Annotated in this window: 19 protein-coding genes and 2 tRNA genes; 9 read left to right on the forward strand and 12 right to left on the reverse strand. The window is 65.8% G+C overall.

Features of this window, described 5'->3' with window-relative positions:
- Window positions 1–50: 50 nt before the first annotated feature.
- Window positions 51–905 carry a phage holin family protein gene (locus QFZ30_RS13460; RefSeq protein WP_307076985.1) on the reverse strand — a complete coding sequence of 285 codons (855 nt, stop codon included), beginning with the start codon at window positions 903–905 and terminating at the stop codon, window positions 51–53.
- Window positions 906–1,083: 178 nt separating this feature from the next.
- Between QFZ30_RS13460 and QFZ30_RS13465 the strand changes: the two genes are divergently transcribed.
- The 3 genes from QFZ30_RS13465 (at window position 1,084) to QFZ30_RS13475 (ending at window position 3,046) form a co-directional block, all read left to right on the forward strand.
- Window positions 1,084–2,307: a multidrug effflux MFS transporter gene (locus tag QFZ30_RS13465; RefSeq protein WP_307076987.1), complete on the forward strand. Its 1,224-nt coding sequence runs from the start codon at window positions 1,084–1,086 to the stop codon at window positions 2,305–2,307.
- 52 nt (window positions 2,308–2,359) lie between these two features.
- Entirely contained in the window at window positions 2,360–2,539 is a 180-nt protein-coding gene (locus QFZ30_RS13470; RefSeq protein WP_307076989.1) for a hypothetical protein, read from the forward strand.
- A 99-nt stretch (window positions 2,540–2,638) separates the two neighbouring features.
- Window positions 2,639–3,046: a hypothetical protein gene (locus QFZ30_RS13475; RefSeq protein ID WP_307076991.1), complete on the forward strand. Its 408-nt coding sequence runs from the start codon at window positions 2,639–2,641 to the stop codon at window positions 3,044–3,046.
- A gap of 87 nt (window positions 3,047–3,133) precedes the next feature.
- On the opposite strand, the gene QFZ30_RS13480 is transcribed toward QFZ30_RS13475, so the two are convergent.
- The 6 genes from QFZ30_RS13480 to QFZ30_RS13505 form a co-directional block, all read right to left on the reverse strand.
- A tRNA-Asn gene (locus QFZ30_RS13480) sits at window positions 3,134–3,206 on the reverse strand.
- Between the two features lie 125 nt (window positions 3,207–3,331).
- Window positions 3,332–3,404, reverse strand: a tRNA-Asn gene (locus tag QFZ30_RS13485).
- A 77-nt stretch (window positions 3,405–3,481) separates the two neighbouring features.
- Window positions 3,482–5,398, reverse strand: coding sequence for a DNA primase (dnaG, locus tag QFZ30_RS13490; RefSeq protein WP_307076993.1), 1,917 nt, complete (start codon window positions 5,396–5,398; stop codon window positions 3,482–3,484).
- A gap of 67 nt (window positions 5,399–5,465) precedes the next feature.
- Window positions 5,466–6,755 carry a deoxyguanosinetriphosphate triphosphohydrolase gene (locus QFZ30_RS13495; protein ID WP_307076995.1) on the reverse strand — a complete coding sequence of 430 codons (1,290 nt, stop codon included), beginning with the start codon at window positions 6,753–6,755 and terminating at the stop codon, window positions 5,466–5,468.
- Window positions 6,748–7,926, reverse strand: coding sequence for a tRNA dihydrouridine synthase DusB (dusB, locus tag QFZ30_RS13500; protein ID WP_307076997.1), 1,179 nt, complete (start codon window positions 7,924–7,926; stop codon window positions 6,748–6,750). Before dusB ends, QFZ30_RS13495 begins: the two co-directional genes overlap by 8 nt.
- A 76-nt stretch (window positions 7,927–8,002) precedes the next feature.
- On the reverse strand, window positions 8,003–9,463 hold the full coding sequence (locus QFZ30_RS13505) for a YibE/F family protein (RefSeq protein ID WP_307076999.1): 1,461 nt from the start codon (window positions 9,461–9,463) through the stop codon (window positions 8,003–8,005).
- 54 nt (window positions 9,464–9,517) lie between these two features.
- Here QFZ30_RS13505 and QFZ30_RS13510 point away from each other — a divergent pair, with 54 nt between their 5' ends.
- Window positions 9,518–10,306: an alpha/beta hydrolase gene (locus QFZ30_RS13510; protein ID WP_307077001.1), complete on the forward strand. Its 789-nt coding sequence runs from the start codon at window positions 9,518–9,520 to the stop codon at window positions 10,304–10,306.
- A 53-nt stretch (window positions 10,307–10,359) separates the two neighbouring features.
- Window positions 10,360–11,184, forward strand: a complete 825-nt coding sequence (locus QFZ30_RS13515) for a lysophospholipid acyltransferase family protein (RefSeq protein ID WP_307080255.1) — start codon at window positions 10,360–10,362, stop codon at window positions 11,182–11,184.
- Between the two features lie 66 nt (window positions 11,185–11,250).
- On the opposite strand, the gene QFZ30_RS13520 is transcribed toward QFZ30_RS13515, so the two are convergent.
- From QFZ30_RS13520 to QFZ30_RS13530, 3 genes are all read right to left on the reverse strand, one after another.
- A complete protein-coding gene (locus QFZ30_RS13520) occupies window positions 11,251–12,285 on the reverse strand; it encodes a GNAT family N-acetyltransferase (protein WP_307077003.1) in 1,035 nt (344 codons plus the stop codon).
- A 2-nt stretch (window positions 12,286–12,287) separates the two neighbouring features.
- Complete coding sequence (locus tag QFZ30_RS13525; RefSeq protein WP_307077006.1) at window positions 12,288–13,673, reverse strand: glycine--tRNA ligase; 1,386 nt, start codon at window positions 13,671–13,673, stop codon at window positions 12,288–12,290.
- 131 nt (window positions 13,674–13,804) lie between these two features.
- On the reverse strand, window positions 13,805–14,800 hold the full coding sequence (locus tag QFZ30_RS13530; RefSeq protein ID WP_307077007.1) for a DMT family transporter: 996 nt from the start codon (window positions 14,798–14,800) through the stop codon (window positions 13,805–13,807).
- A 33-nt stretch (window positions 14,801–14,833) separates the two neighbouring features.
- Here QFZ30_RS13530 and QFZ30_RS13535 point away from each other — a divergent pair, with 33 nt between their 5' ends.
- On the forward strand, window positions 14,834–15,070 hold the full coding sequence (locus tag QFZ30_RS13535; RefSeq protein WP_307077009.1) for an RNA-binding S4 domain-containing protein: 237 nt from the start codon (window positions 14,834–14,836) through the stop codon (window positions 15,068–15,070).
- A gap of 1 nt (window position 15,071) precedes the next feature.
- Here the strand turns inward: QFZ30_RS13535 and QFZ30_RS13540 are convergent, their stop codons facing one another.
- Window positions 15,072–15,722 carry an alpha/beta hydrolase gene (locus tag QFZ30_RS13540; protein ID WP_307077011.1) on the reverse strand — a complete coding sequence of 217 codons (651 nt, stop codon included), beginning with the start codon at window positions 15,720–15,722 and terminating at the stop codon, window positions 15,072–15,074.
- A gap of 94 nt (window positions 15,723–15,816) precedes the next feature.
- Between QFZ30_RS13540 and QFZ30_RS13545 the strand changes: the two genes are divergently transcribed.
- The 3 genes from QFZ30_RS13545 to QFZ30_RS13555 are packed head-to-tail and all read left to right on the forward strand — an operon-like array spanning window position 15,817 to window position 18,328.
- Window positions 15,817–16,668, forward strand: a complete 852-nt coding sequence (locus QFZ30_RS13545; RefSeq protein ID WP_373462894.1) for an SGNH/GDSL hydrolase family protein — start codon at window positions 15,817–15,819, stop codon at window positions 16,666–16,668.
- Between the two features lie 39 nt (window positions 16,669–16,707).
- Window positions 16,708–17,844, forward strand: a complete 1,137-nt coding sequence (locus QFZ30_RS13550) for a winged helix DNA-binding domain-containing protein (RefSeq protein ID WP_307077015.1) — start codon at window positions 16,708–16,710, stop codon at window positions 17,842–17,844.
- Window positions 17,845–17,857: 13 nt separating this feature from the next.
- Entirely contained in the window at window positions 17,858–18,328 is a 471-nt protein-coding gene (locus tag QFZ30_RS13555) for a hypothetical protein (RefSeq protein WP_307077017.1), read from the forward strand.
- A gap of 26 nt (window positions 18,329–18,354) precedes the next feature.
- Here the strand turns inward: QFZ30_RS13555 and metX are convergent, their stop codons facing one another.
- Window positions 18,355–19,470 (reverse strand): homoserine O-acetyltransferase MetX, encoded by a 1,116-nt coding sequence (gene metX, locus QFZ30_RS13560; RefSeq protein WP_307077019.1) that lies wholly within the window; start codon window positions 19,468–19,470, stop codon window positions 18,355–18,357.

Raw genomic sequence — 19,470 nt, forward strand, 5'->3', positions numbered from 1 at the left:
GGCGTAGGACCGGCTGCCCTGCGCCGGCTCCAGCGGCCGGCGCATACTGCTTACGGGTTCTTAAGGAGTTTGCGGACCAGCACCACAAACACGGTGGCAGCGGCGGCGAAGGCTGCCAGCGGTTTCCAGCGGGACCCGGCCCCACCCGGGGTTTCGGACAGTGCGGTAATCTTCCGCTCGGCGAGCGCCCTGCCGCGGTTCACCAGCGACTGCCCCTCCCTCGCCTTGTCCTGGGCGGCGCCCAGCAGGTACTGGGCCTGCGTCTTGACGTCGAGTTCGGTGTCCAGCTCGTCACGGACTTCGGCGAGGTGGCGGCGCCGCTGGTTCAGGCGGCGGTGCAGCTCAGGTTCGGAAGCGTCCGGGAATTCCTTCTCGTGGGCCTCAGCCTTGGCTTGTTTCTCGGCCTTGGCTTTCGCCGCAGCTTCCGCTTTGGCAGCCTTGGCGGCCTTCGCTTCGGGGCTGGCGGGATCAAGGAGGGCGGCATTGAAGTCCGAGCCTTCCTTTGCGATCCCAAGGTCGTGCTTGATCCCGCGGATGGTCTCCTCCGGAACCAGGGGCATGGCCTTCTTGAATTTGCGGATGCCGATCAGGGCCCCGATCAGGGCGATCAGCAGGAAGGCAGCGCAAACCAGCAGGGCTGCCAGCCAGGCCGGCATGATGGTGGCCAGCCCCATGATGGCGGCAACGATGAGTCCAACCACCAGGAAAGCGGCAAAGACGAGCGCGACAGCGAAGAAGGCTGCGGCAACTCCGAGCTGGATGCCCTTGCGCTTGATCTCTATCTTGGCGAGTGCGATCTCGTCATTAAGCTGTCGAGGGGCCAACCGGAAAAGGAGTTTCAACGTCTTAGGCAGCGCAGTGATGCGCTGCCCCTGGCTGGTCCGCCCGCTGTGACGTCCGCTCATCGGTTCCGCCTAACTGGTTTCATGATCGATTCGGCTTCCGTGTGCTGCGGGAGAGTGCAGCTGCACAGTCCCCGCCCACAAAACTATCATTCACGTTCAGGGGGAACTTCGGGGCACAGGGTGCGGCGCGCCTCCAACGCTGTAAAAGGAACATGTTTCAGGCCTAGGATTGATCTCCGTGACCATTCCCACCAATCCGGGCGATTTGCTGAGCCGCCGTCGGAAAATCCTGTACATCCTCCTCCTTGGTGCACTCACCGCTTTGGGACCCTTCACAATCGACTTGTATCTTCCGGCGTTCCCGGCCCTGGAAGCCAGCCTGGGAGTGTCCGAGGCCGAGGTCCAGCTGACCCTGGCCGGCACCACTGTGGGCTTCGCCCTCGGCCAGCTGGTGGTGGGACCCTTCAGCGACAAGTTCGGCCGCAGGCTTCCCCTCATCCTGGCCACCGCGGTGCACATCGCAGCCTCAGTGGGCGCAGCCCTTTCCACGGACATCGGCACCCTGGGCCTTTTCCGTGTCCTGATGGGCGTGGGCGCCGCCGGCGGCGGCGTGGTTGCCATGGCCATGGTCCGCGACCTGTTCGCCGGTTACGCGATGGTCCGTATGTTCTCCCGGATGGCTCTGGTGAACGGCCTGGCTCCCATCCTGGCGCCGGTCATCGGCTCGCAGCTCCTGCTGGTGATGCCCTGGCCCGGGATCTTTGTGTTCCTGGCCTCCTACGGCACGCTGGTGATAATCGCCGCGCTCTTCCTGGTCCGCGAAACCTTGCCTCCGGAAAAGCGCGGCCAGTCGGGCATGACGGCCCGCCAGCGCTACAAGGTCCTCTTCAGTGACCGCGTGTTTGTGGGGCTGCTGCTGGTTGGCGGCATGAACTTTGCCGGGCTTTTTACCTATCTCTCCGCGTCACCGTTCCTCTTTCAAAACGTTTTCGGCTTTTCGCCCCAGCAGTACGGCCTGCTGTTCGGCATTAATTCCTTGGGCATTGTGGCCGGCGTACAGACCAGTGCAAGGCTGATAAGACGCGTGCCGCCGCAGTACATCCTTGCCTGTTCCACGGCCTGGATGTTCCTGATGTCCGTGCTGATCGTGATCTTTGACCAGGTGGGGCTGGGGCTCTGGGGCGTCATGGTGCCGCTCTGGTTCTACATCTTGGGGACGGGCTTCACCTTTCCGTGCGTTCAGGTCCTTGCGCTGGCCAGCCATGGCGCCCAGGCCGGAACGGCGGCCTCCCTGCTGGGCGCGGCCACGTTCCTCATGGCCGGGCTCATCTCGCCGGTGGTGGGGTGGCTGGGCATTGAGACCGCCACCCCCATGGGTGCGGTGCAGGCGGCCTGCATCCTGTTCGGGATTGCTGCCCTGTGGCTGGTTGTCAGGCCCCGCACCGTCCCGTCCATCCACTGAACGCCATCCGCTATGAAGAACATCCGCTAAAGCGCGCCAGTATGGTGGAACGATGACACGCAGGCCGCACCGGAACCGGAGGGGACTCTTCCTCGGCGCGGTGCTGGGCGCCGTCGTGGGCTATTTCGCCGGCCGCGCACTGGGCAATCCCGCCATCGGCGTTGTCCTGGGGATGCTGGCGGGCTCCGCCCTGCTGTACCGAGTCAACCCCGGCCCCTGGAACCGCCCCTAACCTTCCGGCCGGGGCTGGGCAGTCCACTGGGCTTGCACTGGCGTCTGGGTGCCTGGCCACCCCTGCCATCGGGGACCTTTCCCGCGATAAAATGGGTCCGTGCCCAGATGGCAGGCCCAACCGCCGCTCCCGGCCACGTGGCAACGGTGCGACTCCGGCATTTTGCCTCTGTGGTGGGAGCGCCTCTGCGCCCAGACCGGTCAGCAGTCCGCAGCGCTCTACGCCGCAGGGTTGTTCACGGAGGACCGCCGCCGGCCCATCGCCCAGTGGTTCAACCCCGCCTTCAATGCTGCACTGCTGGTGGCCCCGGAAACCTCGCCTGAGTGGCCTGTCCAGCGCTTCGGCATCTTCTACGCCCCGCCGGGCTCTGGCTTTACCCGCGTGCATTCCGCTCCGCATGAATGGCACCCCCGCGAGCCCCGCAAGTCCCCCACTGAACACGAGGCGTTCCTGGCAGCGATCGCGGAAGCCGAGCGCTTCCTGCAGGTGGAAATGGACTTCGTCTGAGGCCTGCTTTTGCAGGAGCAGACGCGCAGCAAACCCAAAGCAAAGATCCCCGCCCTCACGCTGGAGGACGGGGATCTTTTCGGATTGCTCCTCCTGCTGGACTTGAACCAGCAACCCTTCGATTAACAGTCGAATGCTCTGCCAATTGAGCTAAGGAGGAATGAAGCAGGTATGACATTAGCAAAGGTTTCACGCCTATGGGAAATCGGCGTCCTGAGTGGCGGAAATACCCTCCCGGGGTATAAAAAAGTCCCCGTTCCGGAAGGCCGGAACGGGGACTGCGCGCTCCTCCTGCTGGACTTGAACCAGCAACCCTTCGATTAACAGTCGAATGCTCTGCCAATTGAGCTAAGGAGGAATGAAGCGGCTACAAGCCTAGCAAGGCCCCGCGGGGAAAGTGAAATCGGGAAATGAATGAAAGCGGGTCAGGCGCTCTCAGGCATCAGAGCGGAGCGCCCGGCGCTCCATCTCCAGCATCATGAGTTCCCGGTTCAGCCGCTGGAACTCCTCCGGATCAGCGGCAGGATCCAGCCGCTGCAGCTGGCCCATTTTGTCCGCCTTCACACGCGTGATCTGCAGTTCGAACAGCCGCGAGAGAATGTCCTTGCAGTACTTCTGGACCGCCTCCGCGGTGCTCGCCGGAAGAGGAACCACGGAGAGCTCGGAAACCAGCGGCCGGAGCGGTTCCGGTACTTCGTGCATGACCTGTTCCACCCAACGAAGGGGTTCTCCCGTCAGGCCGGGTCCGGATGCACGCATGGCATCGTGGACGGCCTGGAAGGCCGGCGTGGCGAACCGCGCAGCCGAGAAACGCTCCCAGATGCCACCGCCCAGCAGGGCGGGCTCCTGAAGCGCCACCTCAAGCGCCTGCCGCTCCATGGAGGCCACGGGGTCGCGGGGGTCAGGGCGGTGATAGGAAGGGACAGCGCCCGACGCCGGCCCGGCAGCCACGCCGGGTGCGCCGGCCTGCGCCGGAGTCGCCGGAGCCTGGGTCCCGGAACCCGGGGGACGTACCTGGTCACCCCGTTTCACCGCGGCGCTGACCATCCGCAGCACCTCATTAGGGTCCGGCATGCCCAACCAACCTGTGAGTGCCTGACAGTAACCCGTCCGCGTTGAAGCGTCCCTGATAGCAGCAACAACGGGCACGGAGGCCTTCAGTCCTTGCACACGCCCTTCCACGGTGTCCAGATTGAACTGCTTCAGGGTGGTGCGGATGGCGAATTCAAACAGCGGCCGGCGGGAGCGCACCAGTGAGTGAACTGCCTCGTCGCCCTTGCTTTGGCGCAGCTCGCAGGGGTCCGCCCCGGAGGGTTCGACGGCCACGTACGTCTGGGCCGTGAAGCGCTGGTCCTCTTCGAAGGCCCGCAGGGCCGCCTTCTGCCCGGCGGCGTCGCCGTCGAAAGTGAAGATGACCTCTCCGCCGGTGCCGTCGTCGGACAACAGGCGCCGGGCGATCTTGATGTGCTCGGTGCCGAACGCCGTACCGCAGGTGGCCACCGCCGTCGGGATCCCCGCCAGATGGCAGGCCATCACGTCCGTGTACCCTTCCACCACCACCAGCTGGCGGTCCTTGGCGATGCTCCGCTTGGCGAGGTCGATCCCGTAGAGGACCTGGGACTTTTTGTAGAGCGTGGTCTCCGGGGTGTTGAGGTATTTGGGGCCCTGGTCGTCCTCGTAGAGCTTGCGGGCACCGAAGCCGATGGTGTCGCCGGCGATGTCGCGGATGGGCCAGATGAGGCGTCCGCGGAACCGGTCATAGATGCCCCGGTTTCCTTCCGAAAACATCCCTGTGAGTTTGAGCTCCTGGTCCGTGAACCCCCTCCCGCGGAGGTGCTTGAGGAGCGCGTCCCAGCCCTGCGGGGCGTAGCCGACGCCGAACTGCTCAGCGGCGGCGCGGTCAAAGCCGCGGCCGTGCAGGAAGCTGCGGCCTTCAGCGGCGCCCGGCGTCAGCAGCTGGGCGCGGAAAAATTCGTCGGCGATCTTGTGGGCGTCCAGCAGCCGCTGCCGCCGGCCCACTTCCTCGCGGTTGGGGCCGGTGCCGCCGTCCTCGTAGCGCAGTTCGAAGCCGATGCGGGCGGCCAGCTTTTCCACGGCCTCCTGGAAGGACGTGTGGTCCTGTTTCTGCACAAAGGCGATGACGTCGCCGTCCTCGCCGCAGCCAAAGCAGTGATACCTGCCCACCTGCGGGCGGACCGTGAACGACGGTGACCGCTCGTCATGGAAAGGGCACAGGCCCTTGAAGGTCCCCAACCCGGCACCCTTGAGCGTGACGTAGCCGTCAACCACTTCCTTGATGTCCGAGCGCTGGCGTACTTCGTCGATATCTTCACGTTTGATCAGGCCAGCCACAGAGCCATCCTAGTACCGGGTTCCAGCAGCGGCAGCCGCCCTATGACCGCGGAAGCCGAGCCAACTGTCACCACAGCGATGGCAGGCTGCCCACCAGCCGTTCATACATGGCCAGCGCGGAACCGTCGGTCAGCGACGCCACCTGATCGATCACCACCCGGAGCCTGGCGCCGTCGTCGGGCGCGTCCCTCCAGTCTGCGGCGAACATCGGTTCCAGATGGCGGTCCCCGGTGGCGCTGAGCGCCGTGACCAAGGCGTGGAGCACCTCACGCTGGCGCTCATAGATGGGCTGGCGGTGTTCGGTGGTCATCACAAACGTGGTGGCCAGGCCCTTCATCACGGCGATTTCCATGACCGTCTCATCCGGGACCATGAGTTCCGCGTTGTAGCGGGTCAGGTTTTCCGGGCCGTACAGCGCCCGCGTTGTCTCCAGGGCGCTCTGGCAGAACCGGCCGATCAGCTGGCTGGTCATGTCCTTCAGGGCCGCCATGGACTTGCGGCTGCCGTCGGCTTCACGCACCCAGACGTCGGTTGCTTCCAGCCGGGCCAGGGCCGCATCAATGGCTGCGGGGTCGTTGTGCGGGAGATACCACTGCTTGGCGTAGCCCACCACGCGTGCACGGTGGTCCGGGTTGTCCATCCAGCGCAGCTGGAAGTGCCCGGCCACGATCGCGTCCTCGACGTCGTGCACGGAGTAGGAAATGTCGTCGGCGAGGTCCATGACCTGGGCCTCGAGGCAGGACCGGCGCACCGGCGCACCTTCCCTGATCCAGTTGAAGATCGGCAGATCATCCTCATAGGCGCCGAACTTGCTGGTGCGCTGCCCGTGGATCACGGGCGCATCCAGGGCCGACCAGGGATACTTCGCCGCCGCATCCAGGCTGGCGCGGGTAAGGTTCAGCCCGGCGGGCCGGCCGTCAGGGGCCAGGACCTTGGGCTCCAGGCGCGTGAGAAGCCGCAGGGTCTGGGCGTTCCCCTCGAACCCGCCGATGGCGTGTGCCACCTCGTTGAGCGCGGACTCGCCGTTGTGCCCGAAGGGAGGATGCCCCAGGTCATGGCTCAGGCAGGCAGTATCCACCACGTCGGGGTCGCAGCCCAGGGCACGGCCCAGTTCGCGGCCCACCTGCGCCACCTCCAGGCTGTGGGTCAGACGGGTCCGGACGAAGTCGTCCGTGTCCGGTGCCACCACCTGGGTCTTGGCGCCGAGTCGCCGCAGGGCGGAGGAATGCAGCACCCTGGCGCGGTCGCGCTCAAAATCGGAGCGGTAGTTGCTCTTGGGCGGTTCCTCCACCCAGCGGGCGGAATCGTGGGGCTCGTAACCGGGCAGGGCCGGTGCTGTGGTGCGGGTCTCAGCCACCGGAAACGTCCAGCTCCGCGGCCGAGATGTCCCGTGACTGCTCGGCGTCCATCACACGGTCATTCAGCCAGTCCTTGGGCAACGCTGGCTTCTTGGGAGATCCTGCACGGCCCCGCGGTCCCTCGGCGTCCACGCCGGGATACGGGGAGTCCAGGTCCAAATGGTCCAGGGTGTCGCGCAGCACTTCCAGGCTGGTCACCATGGCAAGCCTGGTGCGCAGTTCGCTGCCAACGACGTAGCCCTTGAAGTACCACGCCATATGCTTGCGGATTTCGCGGAGCGCCTTGCCTTCGTCGCCAAAGGTTTCGATCATGAGCTGGGCATGGCGGTAGACGCCTTCGGCAACCTGGCGCAGGGCCGGCTTGTGGCGCTCATCGCTGCCTTCGAAGGCAGCCATCAGGTCCCCGAACAGCCACGGGCGGCCCTGGCAGCCGCGGCCCACCACTACGCCATCCACCCCGGTCTCGCGGACCATCCGGACTGCATCCTCCGCGGACCAGATGTCGCCGTTGCCCAGGACCGGGATGTCCGGGAGTGCTTCGCGCAGGCGGGCGATGGCTGCCCAGTCGGCCTGCCCGGAATAGAACTGTGCCGCTGTGCGGCCGTGGAGTGCGACGGCGGCCACTCCGGAATCGCGGGCGATCCGGCCGGCGTCGAGGTATGTCAGGTGGTCTTCATCGATGCCCTTGCGCATCTTGATGGTGAGTGGCACGTTGCCCTTGGATGCTTCCTTGACCGCCGTCTGGACGATGGAGGTGAAAAGGTCGATCTTCCAGGGCAGAGCCGAGCCGCCGCCGCGCCGGGTGACTTTGGGTACGGGGCAGCCGAAGTTCAGGTCGATATGGTCCGCCCGGTTCTCCTCAACGAGCATCCGCACGGCCTGGCCCACCGTTACCGGGTCCACCCCGTACAGCTGGACAGAGCGGACTTTTTCGTCGTCGTCGTGCGAGATGATGCGTAGGGACTCCGGGGTGCGTTCCACCAGGGCGCGGGAAGTGACCATCTCCGCCACATACAGGCCGCCGCCGTACTCACGGCACAAACGACGAAAGGCGGAATTGGTGATGCCGGCCATGGGGGCGAGGATCACGGGGGTGTCCACCGTGATGGGACCCAGCTTCAGGGGCGGGAGTTCCAGCTTGGGGGCGGGAGGCGTTGCTACAACAGTCACCTGTCCATTGTCGCAAAGCCGGGCAAATCGTCGCACCGCCGCTCTTGCCGCCTCCCTGCAGTCTTGGGAGTATCCGTCAGCCGCGGTCTGCCCGGCGGCCCCGGCGTGTGTCGGCCGCTTCGGAACCTTCCGGGGGCGTGTGCCTGGAACGGCTGCTGGCCGCGGCCGCGGCGAGCGCGCCGGTATCGTCGACGTAGTCGGGGTTCACTGGGTGGGTGACGGTGCCCTGGTCACCGGGAGCCCCGCCTTCCGGAAGTCCGGCAGTGCGGATGCCGGTGGCCTTGACCACCAGCACGGCAATCAGGGTGGTGACGGGAATGGCAAGGACCAGTCCGATGGAGCCCACCAGGGTCCGGATGACTTCCTCGGACAGCTCCGCGCTGGTCAGTGTTTCCCCCAGCGGACGGTTGTACAGCATCACGATGATAAGGATGGGCAGGGCCGCGCCGGCGTAGGCGAACGCGATGGTGTAGACCGTGGAGGCGATGTGGTCGCGGCCGATCCGCATGGCGGAGGTGAAGAGTTTGCGGGCGCTGGTGCCGGGGGCCAGCTCGTAAAGTTCCCAGACAGCCGATGACTGTGTGATGGTGACGTCGTTGAGGACACCGAGTCCGGAGATGATAAGGCCGCAGAGGATCACGCCGCTGATGGAAATGCTGTCGGAGGTATTGATCAGGGTCGTGGCGTCATGGCTCCCCACGCCGGCAAGGTTGGCGGCGTCCGTGGCCCACGCCGCCAACAGTGCGGTGATGCCCAGACCAAACATGGTGCCCAGGAGCGCGGTGGAGGTCCTGGCCGAGAAGCCATGGGCAAAGTACAGGACCCCGATCATGATCACCGTGGAGCCCACCAATGCCAGCAGCAGCGGCGGCTTCCCCTCCACCAGGCCCGGCAGCATAAAGCTCACCAGGACAAAGTAGGCCCCCACCAGCCCGACCAGTGCCCGGAACCCGCGCCAGCGTGCCACAGCGATGACCACGAAGGCGTAGAGCAGCGCCAGGAACACAATAGGCATGGTCCGTACAAAGTCCACAAAAATGTAGGCCGGGGACCCCTGGGAAGCCGACGCTCCCTGGGCGTTGGACAGGTTCAGGTACCGGATCTGGTCCCCCACCTTCACGCCGTGGGACTTGGCCACATCCGGATTGATGACCACCTTGACCGGACTGCCGCCCTGGTCCGGCTCGGTGAAGGCGAACGTGCAGTCAGACCCCTGCTGGCCCGGATCCTGCTGGGCCTGCTGACCGGTGTCCGACGTTGGGCCCGACGCGTTGGAACCCTGCATGCAGCTTTCCACCGCTACGCTCTGGATTTTTCCGGTGTCGAACGTCACGCCGGGTGCTGCAGAGTAAGGATTGGCGAGGGAGATGCCTTCCTTCGTTCCGGAAGGCCACAGCATGGCCATGGCGACGAGGGTGAGCAGCGTCAACGGAACCAACACGGCAGCGAGGATGCGGTTGGCCCTCCGCCGGGCAGCAACTGCCTGCGACGTCAGCTCTGAATGGCCCATGGAAGCGTGGGAGTGACCGGACCCCATCAGCAGTTAAACCTCATGACTTGAACTCTACTTCGGGCACCATAGGGTTGATAAATGGAGCATCAGGACCCCGGCGAGCCCGGCGTGGCCAAGGGCAGGACTGAGGGGAACGGCAAGCCCCGCGCCGGCGGAGGCGCGTCCGGGCCCCTGCAACAGGCGGTGCTCACGGTGCTGAAGGCCTCCGGCCCCACGCTGGGGGTGGCGCTGGTGCTGCACGGCGGCCGGTCCAACAGCTATGAGCGCGTGGAGGCCCGCCACCTGAGCCCGGCCAGGATGGTCCCGTTCGCCAGGCACCTGCACCGGGCCGGGAAGAACCACGGGCTGGCCGTCTGGTCCCTGCGGAACAGCGTCCGCGGCTGGAACGGTCAGGACATGACCCCGCTACAGGATGCCCGGTGGGCCCTGAAGCGGATCCATGAGCAACACCCCGGCGTTCCCCTCTATCTGTTGGGGCATTCGATGGGAGGGCTGACGGCCGTCTGCGCTGCCGATGATCCGCAGGTGGATGCGGTGGTGGCGCTGGCCCCGTGGCTCAACGCGGCTACGCCTGCCTCACGGGTTGCCGGCCGGAAGGTCCTGATTGTGCATGGTACCGGCGACCGCTGGACCAGTCCCTCGGAGTCCCTCAAATTCGCCCGCCGCGCCGCCGATGATGCAGCGTCCATGCAGTATGTGTCCCTCAAGGGGGCCGGGCACTTTATGATCCGCCGGGTGCGGCTGTGGCATGCACTCGCCACCGGCTTTGTGATGAAGGCTTTCAGTGAAACGACCGGAGCAGTCCTGCCTTCATCCCGTTCCTTTGATGAGCTGTTGCCCGAGTCCGCCATACAGGTGACCCTGTGAGCCCTTTCCGTCGCCACCAGGGACTCACGTCATCCACAAAAAGGAGCCGCGGCCTGCCGTGGAATCCCGGGCCCAGTGACCGTTTCTACCGGTTGATCCTCCGGACCGGCCAGTTCCTCCGGTGGGTGTTCCGGATTCGGGTCGTTACCTCCGGGCTTGAGAACCTCCCCGTGCCGGGTCCCCGGAAGGGGACCTCGCGCGCAGCAACGCCGGGCAGCGGCGCCATCATTGCCATCACGCACTTTGGCTACCTCGATTTCGCCTTTGCGGAACTTGAGGTGTGGAAACACGCGCGGGCGCAGATGCGGTTCATGATCCACCAAGGTGCGGCGGACCATTGGCTTGCGGGCCCGGCCATCCGCGGCACCGGGAACGTGGTGGTGGGCTTCACATCCCGCACGGAGGCCTATGATGCGGCGGTGGCAAAGTTGCGGGCGGGTGAATACCTCGCTGTGTTGCCGGAAGCAGGTGTCAGCCGGAGCTTCAAGGTCCGGGAATGCAAAACGGGGGCCGTCCGAATGGCCGCCGAAGCCGGGGTTCCGGTCATTCCGGTGTCCGTGTGGGGCGCCCACCGGCTGCTGACCCGTGGCCACGGCTTCTCGCTCCGCCGGGCCTGGCGCGCCCCGGTGAGGGTCCAGGTGGGCGAGGCGATGCGGTTCCCGCCTGACGTGGACCCGGAGGCGGCCACCGCGGAGCTCCGGGTGCGGCTGCAGGCCGGAATCGATGCCTGCATTGGGGACTTCCCGGTGCCAGCGGAACCCGGAGCGTGGTGGGTGCCGGCCGACCTGGGCGGCGGCGCCCCGACTGAATCCGAGCGGCGCAGGCTGGACGCTGAAGACGCAGCCAAGGGCCGCCGTCGTGGTCCCCGCTCCAACTGACTGGCACTTAACGTCGTCATTCCGCGTTTTGAGTGCGTTAAGTGCGAGTCAGTTGGATGGGTTGGGTCAGTCCGAGACGATCAGCGTTTCGGCACCTGCCAGGTGTGCCTTGCCGGTTTCGAGTAAAGGCTCGACGGCGGCGCGCAGCGCCGTCATGGAATCGTCCAGTTCCAGCATGACCGGGTGCTGATATGCGATGAGGGACAGCAGGTCGCGGACAGCCTCCGCGGCATCATCGGAGGTGAGCGCCGGTTCGTGCCCCAGGAACACATCAGTGGCCGGGGCCTTGGAGTCAGCCGGAACATCCTGGGCCAACGGATCCTGCGCCGCTTCCGCGTAGCTGACGGCGAACGCACGGATCCGGCCCTTCTTGGTGGGGGCGACGCCGGCGCCGAACGCGGACTCCGGCTCGGCGCGCAGCACGATGGCACCGTGGGCGCCGGTCAGGTCGTCCAGGAACAGTTTCTGCACCTGTCCCATGGAGAGCACACCAGGAGAATCCCAGCCGTGGATGGACGTGTAGTACCGTCCCACCACGTCGGTCAGCTCAACGGAGCCGGTGGCGAGGTCCATCACCACATCCGAGCCTGCGTTCTCGTCGTTCGCCGGCCTCCCGCCGTCGTCCTTAGCGGGGAAAACCGGCAGCTTCAGGGCGCCGGGCTCCACAACAACCAGCCGGGACCGCTGGATGGGCGACAGCCCGAACGCTTCGGCAAAGGCAGCGCCGGGGGTGCCCGGCTGTACCTTTGCCCGGAGCCTGGCAACGCCCGACGGCGACTGTTCGGCTTCGCGGCGCAGCATGGTCAGGAGCGTGGCACCGATGCCGGAGCGCCGGTGGTCCCGCGCCACTTCGATGTACGTCCAGAGCCTCTCCGGATGCAGCGATGCTTCATAGACCACTCCTGCCGCCACAGGAATGCCAACACCGTCCAGGACATCCTCGGCCACGATGCAGCGGCGCCACGGCGTCCCGTCGGTGCCTGCCGACGAGACGGTCAGGGCACCGCGGAACTGGCTGGCCTGGAACGTCTCCGGATCTCCCCAGATCTCCAGCAGCGTCAGGTCATCGCCCTCACGCCATTCCCGGTATTCAATGGCCACCGTTACGCCCCAATCAGGCGTGCGGCCAGGTAGCCTTCCACCTTGTCCAGCGAAACACGTTCCTGGGTCATGGTGTCGCGCTCACGGATGGTCACGGCCTGGTCGTCCAGGGTGTCGAAGTCCACGGTGATGCAGAAGGGGGTGCCGATCTCGTCCTGGCGGCGGTAGCGGCGGCCGATTGCGCCGGCGTCGTCGAAGTCGATGTTCCAATTCTTGCGCAGCTGGGCGCCGAGATCCTTGGCCTTGGGCGAGAGGTCCTCGTTGCGGCTCAGCGGCAGCACCGCTGCCTTGACCGGCGCCAGGCGCGGGTCAAGCTTCAGCACGGTGCGCACGTCCACGCCGCCCTTGGCGTTGGGCGCCTCATCCTCGGTGTAGGCGTCAACAAGGAAGGCCATGAACGAGCGGGTCAGGCCGGCGGCCGGCTCGATGACGTACGGGGTGTAGCGCTCGTTGGTGGCCTGGTTGAAGTAGCTCAGGTCCTGGCCGGAGGCTTTGGCGTGGGTGGAAAGGTCAAAGTCGGTGCGGTTGGCGATGCCCTCAAGCTCCCCCCACTCCGAACCCTGGAACCCGAAGCGGTACTCGATGTCCGTGGTGCCCTTGGAATAGTGGCTGAGCTTGTCCAGCGGGTGCTCGAAGAAGCGCAGGTTTTCCTCGCGGATGCCCAGGCCCGTGTACCAGGACATCCGCTCCTTCATCCAGTACTGGTGCCACTCTTCGTCCGTGCCCGGCTCCACAAAGAACTCCATCTCCATCTGCTCGAATTCGCGGGTGCGGAAGATGAAGTTTCCAGGCGTGATTTCGTTGCGGAACGACTTGCCGATCTGGCCGATGCCGAACGGCGGCTTCTTCCGGGAGGTGGTGAGGACGTTGCTGAAGTTCACGAAGATACCCTGGGCGGTCTCCGGCCGGAGGTAGTGCAGGCCTTCGTCGCTGGCCACGGGGCCCAGGAAGGTCTTCAGGAGTCCGGAGAACTCCTGGGGTTCGGTCCATTCACCGCGGGTACCGCAGTTGGCGCAGGCAATGTCCTTCAGGCCGTTTTCGGCCGGACGGCCCTTCTTTTCCTCGTACTCTTCTTCAAGATGGTCTGCACGGTAGCGCTTGTGACAGGACAGGCATTCCACGAGCGGATCAGAGAAGACGTCGACGTGGCCGGAGGCTTCCCATACCTGGCGGGGCAGGATGACGGAGGAGTCAAGGCCCACTACGTCTTCGCGCCCGCGCACCACGGACTGCCACCACTGGCGCTTGATGTTTTCCTTCAGTTCGGCACCCAGGGGTCCGTAGTCCCAGGCAGAACGCGAACCACCGTAGATCTCACCGGCCTGGAACACGAAGCCCCTCCGCTTGGAAAGGGAAATGACCTGGTCGAGAACGGATTTTGCTGCCATGGTGGAACTCCAATTTCTACAGGGCCGCTGGGTGCGGTCCGCGGTTATCTGGCCCCACGGCACCAGTGGTGTTTGCACCTTTGGTTGCCGGGCGGGGCGGGCGAAGGAATAGATGCAGAAAGCTGCGTGTCCTAGCCTACCGGCCGCTGCCTCCGGAAGGCGCCCCGGGGCCACGGCAGGGTGGCCAGCACAATCGCGGCCAGGGTCAGCAGTGTGCCAAGCACTGTGGCCGGGGCCACCACCGTGCCCGGGGCGGGAACCAGCAGGTCAAGGCCCAGCGAACCCAGGAGCTGCCCGGCAATCATGCCCAGCCCGGTGACCAGGACGCCCAGGCTGCGGACCAGCAGCGCGCCCAGGCCGATGAACACACAGCCCATGGGACCGCCGAGGTAGTACCACCAGTCCACCGGCAACGCGTTCCCAGCGCCGGCGACGGCAACTTTGATGCCCCACGCGATCCACAGCACCACGGTACCGGCCACAAAATTCATCAGAGTGGCCGCGATCGGCGTGCCGTAAGTCACCGTGGCGGTTCCGTTCATGGCCTGCTGGAAACTCATGAGGAACCCGGCCAGGACGGGCAGCAGGAGTGGAACGAGCAGCGTCTCCGGCCCTCCGGCGGACGCGCCGCCGGGCGCTGCGAACCTCGGCGAGACCGCCCACGCCACAGCAGCAATGGTCAGGACGCAGCCGATGACCCTGATGCCGGTCACGGACTTCTTGCCGGCCGGTCCGATTCCCAGCCGGTCCACCAGCAGGCCGCTCATGGTCTGGCCTGTCACCGTGGCCACAGTGAACAGGGCCACGCCCAGGAGGCCTACGGTGAAGGACTGCGCAAAGACAAACAGTGCCCCGATCCCGCCAGCCAGGACGTACACACGGGGAAAGGCGCGGCTGCGGACCGCGGGAACGATCCTGGCCAGACCGGCGCGTCCCCTGGGCAGCACCAGCGAGATCAGGATCATCAGCACCAGGCCCGTGCTGAAACTGACCACCGCCGCCGCGATCCCGTCATTGAGCCGGGCACCGAGCGCACCGTTGATCCGCCCCTGCACCGGGATAGCAAGCCCTGCCCCTACCGCCAGCGGGAGCCCGGCGAGCAGCGGCAAGCGTGCGGTGTGGGTCATTGAATTCACCTTATGTCAGGCATCATTGCTTGTATGAGCAACCAGGACATTGAAGAGATCCCCATCCGCGACAGCATGATCCGCCTTGGCCAGCTCCTGAAGCTCGCCAACCTCGTGGAGGACGGCGTGGAAGCCGCGGAGCTCATCAAGAACGGGCTCGTCAAAGTCAACGGCGAGATCGATGACCGCCGTGGGCGCCAGCTGCACAGCGGCGATACTGTCACCGTCAACGGTCAGACCGTCCGGGTAGTGGCGCCGGAAGCCTCCTGACTTACTTCTTCAGCACCTCATGCGTGAGGAACTCGGACACGTGCCCGATCTCCTGCTGGTTAATGCCGTGCCACATGCCGGTATAAAGCACCTTGGTGAGCTTGACGTGTTTGCGGACCCAGCCCATGGTGAAGTCGATTTTGTCCGGCGTGATCACCGGATCCTGCTGGTCCCGGCCCCAGAACAGCGGGACGGAGCCATCCAGCTCACCGTCGCGGAACGTGGGATCGTCGCCGGCATCCACCACGAAGCCGGAAAGCCCGACGACGGCGGCAAAGTCCGCGGGGCGCTGCCGGAGGAGCGTGGTGGCCATGGCCATTCCCATGGAAAAGCCGAGCAGCGTCACCGAAGAGTGGCCGGCCTTGATGGTGTCGATCCAGTCGAGCACGTAGTCGGTTGCCTTCTTGACTGCGTCGAGTGAGTAGTCGATGGACGCTGTCAGCGGGAACCAGGTAAAACCCTCCCCCATGGCCAGCGGCGCCCGGACCGAGGCCACGGCAAAATCTCCGGGAAGCAGGTCCGCCAGGCTCAGGAGGTCCTGTTCGTTGGCGCCGTAGCCGTGCAGCAGCACCAGCAGCGGCTTTCCGGCACGCTGGTCCTCCGGCTGGGACCACAATATTACGGGGGCGGGAAATACTTTGGCGTCAGTCATGGTTTACATTCTTACAGTTACCCCGCGGTAACAACTTACGGTGGCGTAGCTGAGAGGCGGAAGGCAGGATAGGACCGTGAGTGAAGCAAGAGCGATGCAGAATCCCGCGGCCACCGTGGAATCCCACCCCTGGAGCCGGTACGTGGCCCTGGGAGATTCCTTCACGGAAGGTATCGGCGATCCCGAGCCTTCAAGCCCAGGCGGCTACCGCGGTTGGGCGGACCGGGTAGCCGAGGAACTGGGCCGCGGCCACAGCGATTTCGCCTACGCCAACCTGGCCGTCCGCGGCAGGCTCCTCCAGCAGATCGTGGACCAGCAGCTCGCCCCGTGCCTGGCCCTGAAGCCGGACCTGGTGACGCTTTCCGCCGGCGGCAACGACCTCATCCGTCCCGGCGGCGATCCCGATACCCTGGCGGAAAAACTCGATTCGGTGGTCCAGATCCTGGGCATGGGCGGCGCCACCGTGGTGCTGTTCAACGGACCGGACACGGGATCGTCTGTCCTTGGCCGGATCCGCAGCAAAGTGGCCATCTACAACGAGAACCTGCGGACCGTTGCGGCCCGCCACGACGCCGTCATCGCCGACATGTGGTCCCTCCGGCAGCTTAACGATCCGCAGATGTGGGACGAGGACCGGCTGCATTTTTCGCCCCTGGGCCACCACACCATCGCCGCCATGGTCCTTGACTCCCTTAACGTCCAACACACCCTCGAACCGCTGCTGCCCAAGCCGCTGCCGCCACGGACCTGGCGTGAAGCCCGCACCGGTGACCTGGTGTGGGCGCGTGAATACTTCGTCCCCTGGGTGGTACGGCGGTTGCGCCACCGCTCGTCCGGTGACGGGATCACGGCAAAACGCCCGACGGCGGGACCTGTGTTTGGCCCCGGGGTCCCGTTGGGATCCGGCGAAGGTCCGCTGGGCACCACCGACGCCGGCCGCCGCTAGCTCGAGCCTCCGAGGCAGCGGAAGTACATGGTCCCCGGGATGGATCCGGATGAGGTGGTACGGCTGCGGCTTGGCGGCCAGATGCTTCGGGAGCCGGCGGCGGCTTCCCCTGAGGATGCCCTCCGGAACCTGCTGGCCGTGCAGGCGCAGGAATTTCCGTATGCCCGCTGGACTCTGGCCCAGCGGGCACCGTCCGCCACCGCGGCCGATGTGGAACAGGCTGTAGCCGACGGGCGGATCCTGCGCACCCATATCCTCAGGCCCACCTGGCATTTTGTCCACCGGGATGATCTGCGCTGGCTGATGGCGCTGTCCGCACCCCGGCTTCACCAGGGAAACGCAGGGATGTACCGGCGGACGGGTATTGACGCGGCAACGGCCCTCCGGGGCGGGCAGGTCCTGGCTGAGGCTGTCAGCGGCGGGAACCATCTGACCAGGGAGCAGCTCGCGGCCACCCTGCAGGATGCCGGTTTCGCGGCGAAAGGGCTGGAACTGGCGTACCTGATCATGAATGCGGAGATCAGCGGGGCCCTTGCCAGCGGCTCTCCCGTGCGGAGTGCAGGCGGAGCGCTGAAGCAGACCTACGCCCTCTTCGACGAGCGCGTGCCGGCCGGGCCTGCGGTGCCCTTGACCCGGGCGGAAGCCCTCGCCGAACTGACCCGCCGCTACTTCACCAGCCGCGGTCCGGCCACCGTCAAGGACTGTGCCGACTGGTCGGGCCTGACCATGGCTGATGTCCGGCAAGGCCTGCAGCATGCCTTGGACGCCGATCCGGCTGTACTGGCCACCACGGTGATTGACGGCGTCGCGTTGTACTTCAGGCCTGGGGCGGACACAGGCGAGGCCGCCGGACAGGCGCGGCCCCGAATCGACCTGGTCCAGTGCTACGACGAATACATCATGGGATACTCCGCCACCAGGCACTATATGGGAGGCAGGGCACCGGCCTTCCCCGCGGCTGACGCCCCCATACATGTGGTGCTGCTGGACGGACGGATGATCGGATCGTGGCGGCATACCCTGCTGCCCGGCCGCTGCGAAGTGGATGTCCGCCTGTCCGCATCCGCTCAGCAGTTCAATGCTGCGGTGGACACTGCGGTGGCAGGATACGCGGCCTTCCTGGGAACGCCGGCCGTGCGTGTGCAGTCCGGGGCTAAGCTGGAAGCACACATATGAGAGGCACGGCACCGTGAACAATCTGTTTTTCTGGATCATCGTTTTGTCGTTCGTGATTCCCATGGCGATGCGGATGTACCGGAAATCCGTCAACCGCCGGAACCAGGAACAGAGTTTTTCCGGCCGCTACCCGGACCAGTTTCCGGGTGCGGGGCCAGGCCCGCAGAACAGCCAGCCCCGCGACGGCTACACGCAGCAGGACTACATGAGCGGCGGCTTCCGCCAGCTCGACAGGCCCCAGCCGTTGCCGCCCAGCCATCCCCTGCCACCGCTGAACGAGCAGTTTCCGCCGTATGGGCAACCGCTGCCTCAGCAGGACGCGGAACCACAGCAGCAGCCGGCCGCCCCGGCGACTCCCCCGCCGCCGTCAGCCCCGCAGGGCTACCGGGCCCGCAAGCTGGCCGAACTGGACCAGCAGTACAGCAACGGCGAGCTGGCCATGGATGAGTACATGAAGCGGCGCTCAGACATCATGAACGGCTGACCACCTGGACCTGCGGATATCGACGGTCAGACCAGGAACGCATTCCGGAGCTGGCTGCCGAGCTGGCCGATCTCGGTGAGGAAGCCGTCGTGGCCGATGGGCGCTTCAATAAGGTGCACGTCAACCTCTCCGGGCAGGGCAGCCGCCAACTCCCTTGACTGGGACGGGAAGTACAGCCGGTCGCTGTCCACGGCAGCCACAAAGAACCGGGCTGAGGCGAGGCCAAGGCTCTCACGCAGTGAACCCCGGTTCCGGCAGACGTCGTGGCTCATAAGGGCCTCGGTGATGGCAATGTAGCTGTTGGCGTCAAACCGCCGGACCAGTTTGTTGCCCTGGTGGTCAAGGTAGCTTTCCACCTGGTAGCGGCCGCGGTCCCCCAGCGCTGCCGCCTGGAATGGCGTTTCCGGGGCCTGGGCTGACCGGCCGAAGCGGCCGTCGAATTCCTGGGCGGAGCGATACGTGATGTGGGCGATACGCCGTGCCAGCGCCAGGCCGCCCTCCGGGAAGGGACCGCCGTAGTAGTCGCCGTCGTTGAAATTGGCATCCTGGCGGATGGCCAGAGTCTGTGCCTGCGCGAAAGCGATCTGTTCGGCGGTGCTCGCGGCTCCGATCGAAATCACGGCACACCGCTGTACCCGCTCCGGATAGGTGACAGCCCATTCCAGGGCACGCGCCCCTCCCATGGAGCCGCCAAGGACGGCGAACCAGCTGTGGATGCCGAGCTGGTCGGCGAGCCTGGCCTCCGCGGCCGCACTGTCACGGAGGGTAACGAGTGGAAAGCGGGAGCCCCACGGCTTTCCGTCCGGGGCTGGTGACGAAGGTCCGGTGGAGCCGTAGCAGCCGCCCACCATGTTAACGGAAACCACAAAGAACTTGTCGGTGTCCACGGGCGCACCGGGTCCGACCAGCTGTTCCCACCACCCGGGTTCGTCGCTGTCTCCCCGCGTCACGTGGGTGCTGCCCGTCAGGGCGTGCTCAATGAGGACGGCATTGGAACGGTCCGCGTTGAGCGTGCCCCACGTTTCATAGGCCAGCGTGACTTCCGGCAGGAAACCGCCGGCTTCGAGCTGCAGTCCGCCGATGGAGGCGAACCGGACCACTCCGTTTTCAGGTACGGCTGTGCGGGAGACAGTAATTGTCAT

Origin of the sequence: Arthrobacter pascens, assembly GCF_030815585.1 — a bacterium.
Taxonomy (GTDB): Bacteria; Actinomycetota; Actinomycetes; order Actinomycetales; family Micrococcaceae; genus Arthrobacter; species Arthrobacter pascens_A.

Bases quoted from the DNA above. Each gene is read 5' to 3' on its own strand.
- QFZ30_RS13535 (WP_307077009.1), top strand. From the start codon at position 14,834: ATGAGCAACCAGGACATTGAAGAGATCCCCATCCGCGACAGCATGATC.
- QFZ30_RS13460 (WP_307076985.1), bottom strand. From the start codon at position 905: ATGAGCGGACGTCACAGCGGGCGGACCAGCCAGGGGCAGCGCATCACT.
- QFZ30_RS13525 (WP_307077006.1), bottom strand. From the start codon at position 13,673: ATGGCAGCAAAATCCGTTCTCGACCAGGTCATTTCCCTTTCCAAGCGG.
- QFZ30_RS13530 (WP_307077007.1), bottom strand. From the start codon at position 14,800: ATGACCCACACCGCACGCTTGCCGCTGCTCGCCGGGCTCCCGCTGGCG.
- QFZ30_RS13550 (WP_307077015.1), top strand. From the start codon at position 16,708: ATGGATCCGGATGAGGTGGTACGGCTGCGGCTTGGCGGCCAGATGCTT.
- QFZ30_RS13505 (WP_307076999.1), bottom strand. From the start codon at position 9,463: ATGGGGTCCGGTCACTCCCACGCTTCCATGGGCCATTCAGAGCTGACG.
- QFZ30_RS13470 (WP_307076989.1), top strand. From the start codon at position 2,360: ATGACACGCAGGCCGCACCGGAACCGGAGGGGACTCTTCCTCGGCGCG.
- metX (WP_307077019.1), bottom strand. From the start codon at position 19,470: ATGACAATTACTGTCTCCCGCACAGCCGTACCTGAAAACGGAGTGGTC.
- QFZ30_RS13540 (WP_307077011.1), bottom strand. From the start codon at position 15,722: ATGACTGACGCCAAAGTATTTCCCGCCCCCGTAATATTGTGGTCCCAG.
- QFZ30_RS13510 (WP_307077001.1), top strand. From the start codon at position 9,518: ATGGAGCATCAGGACCCCGGCGAGCCCGGCGTGGCCAAGGGCAGGACT.
- QFZ30_RS13545 (WP_373462894.1), top strand. From the start codon at position 15,817: ATGCAGAATCCCGCGGCCACCGTGGAATCCCACCCCTGGAGCCGGTAC.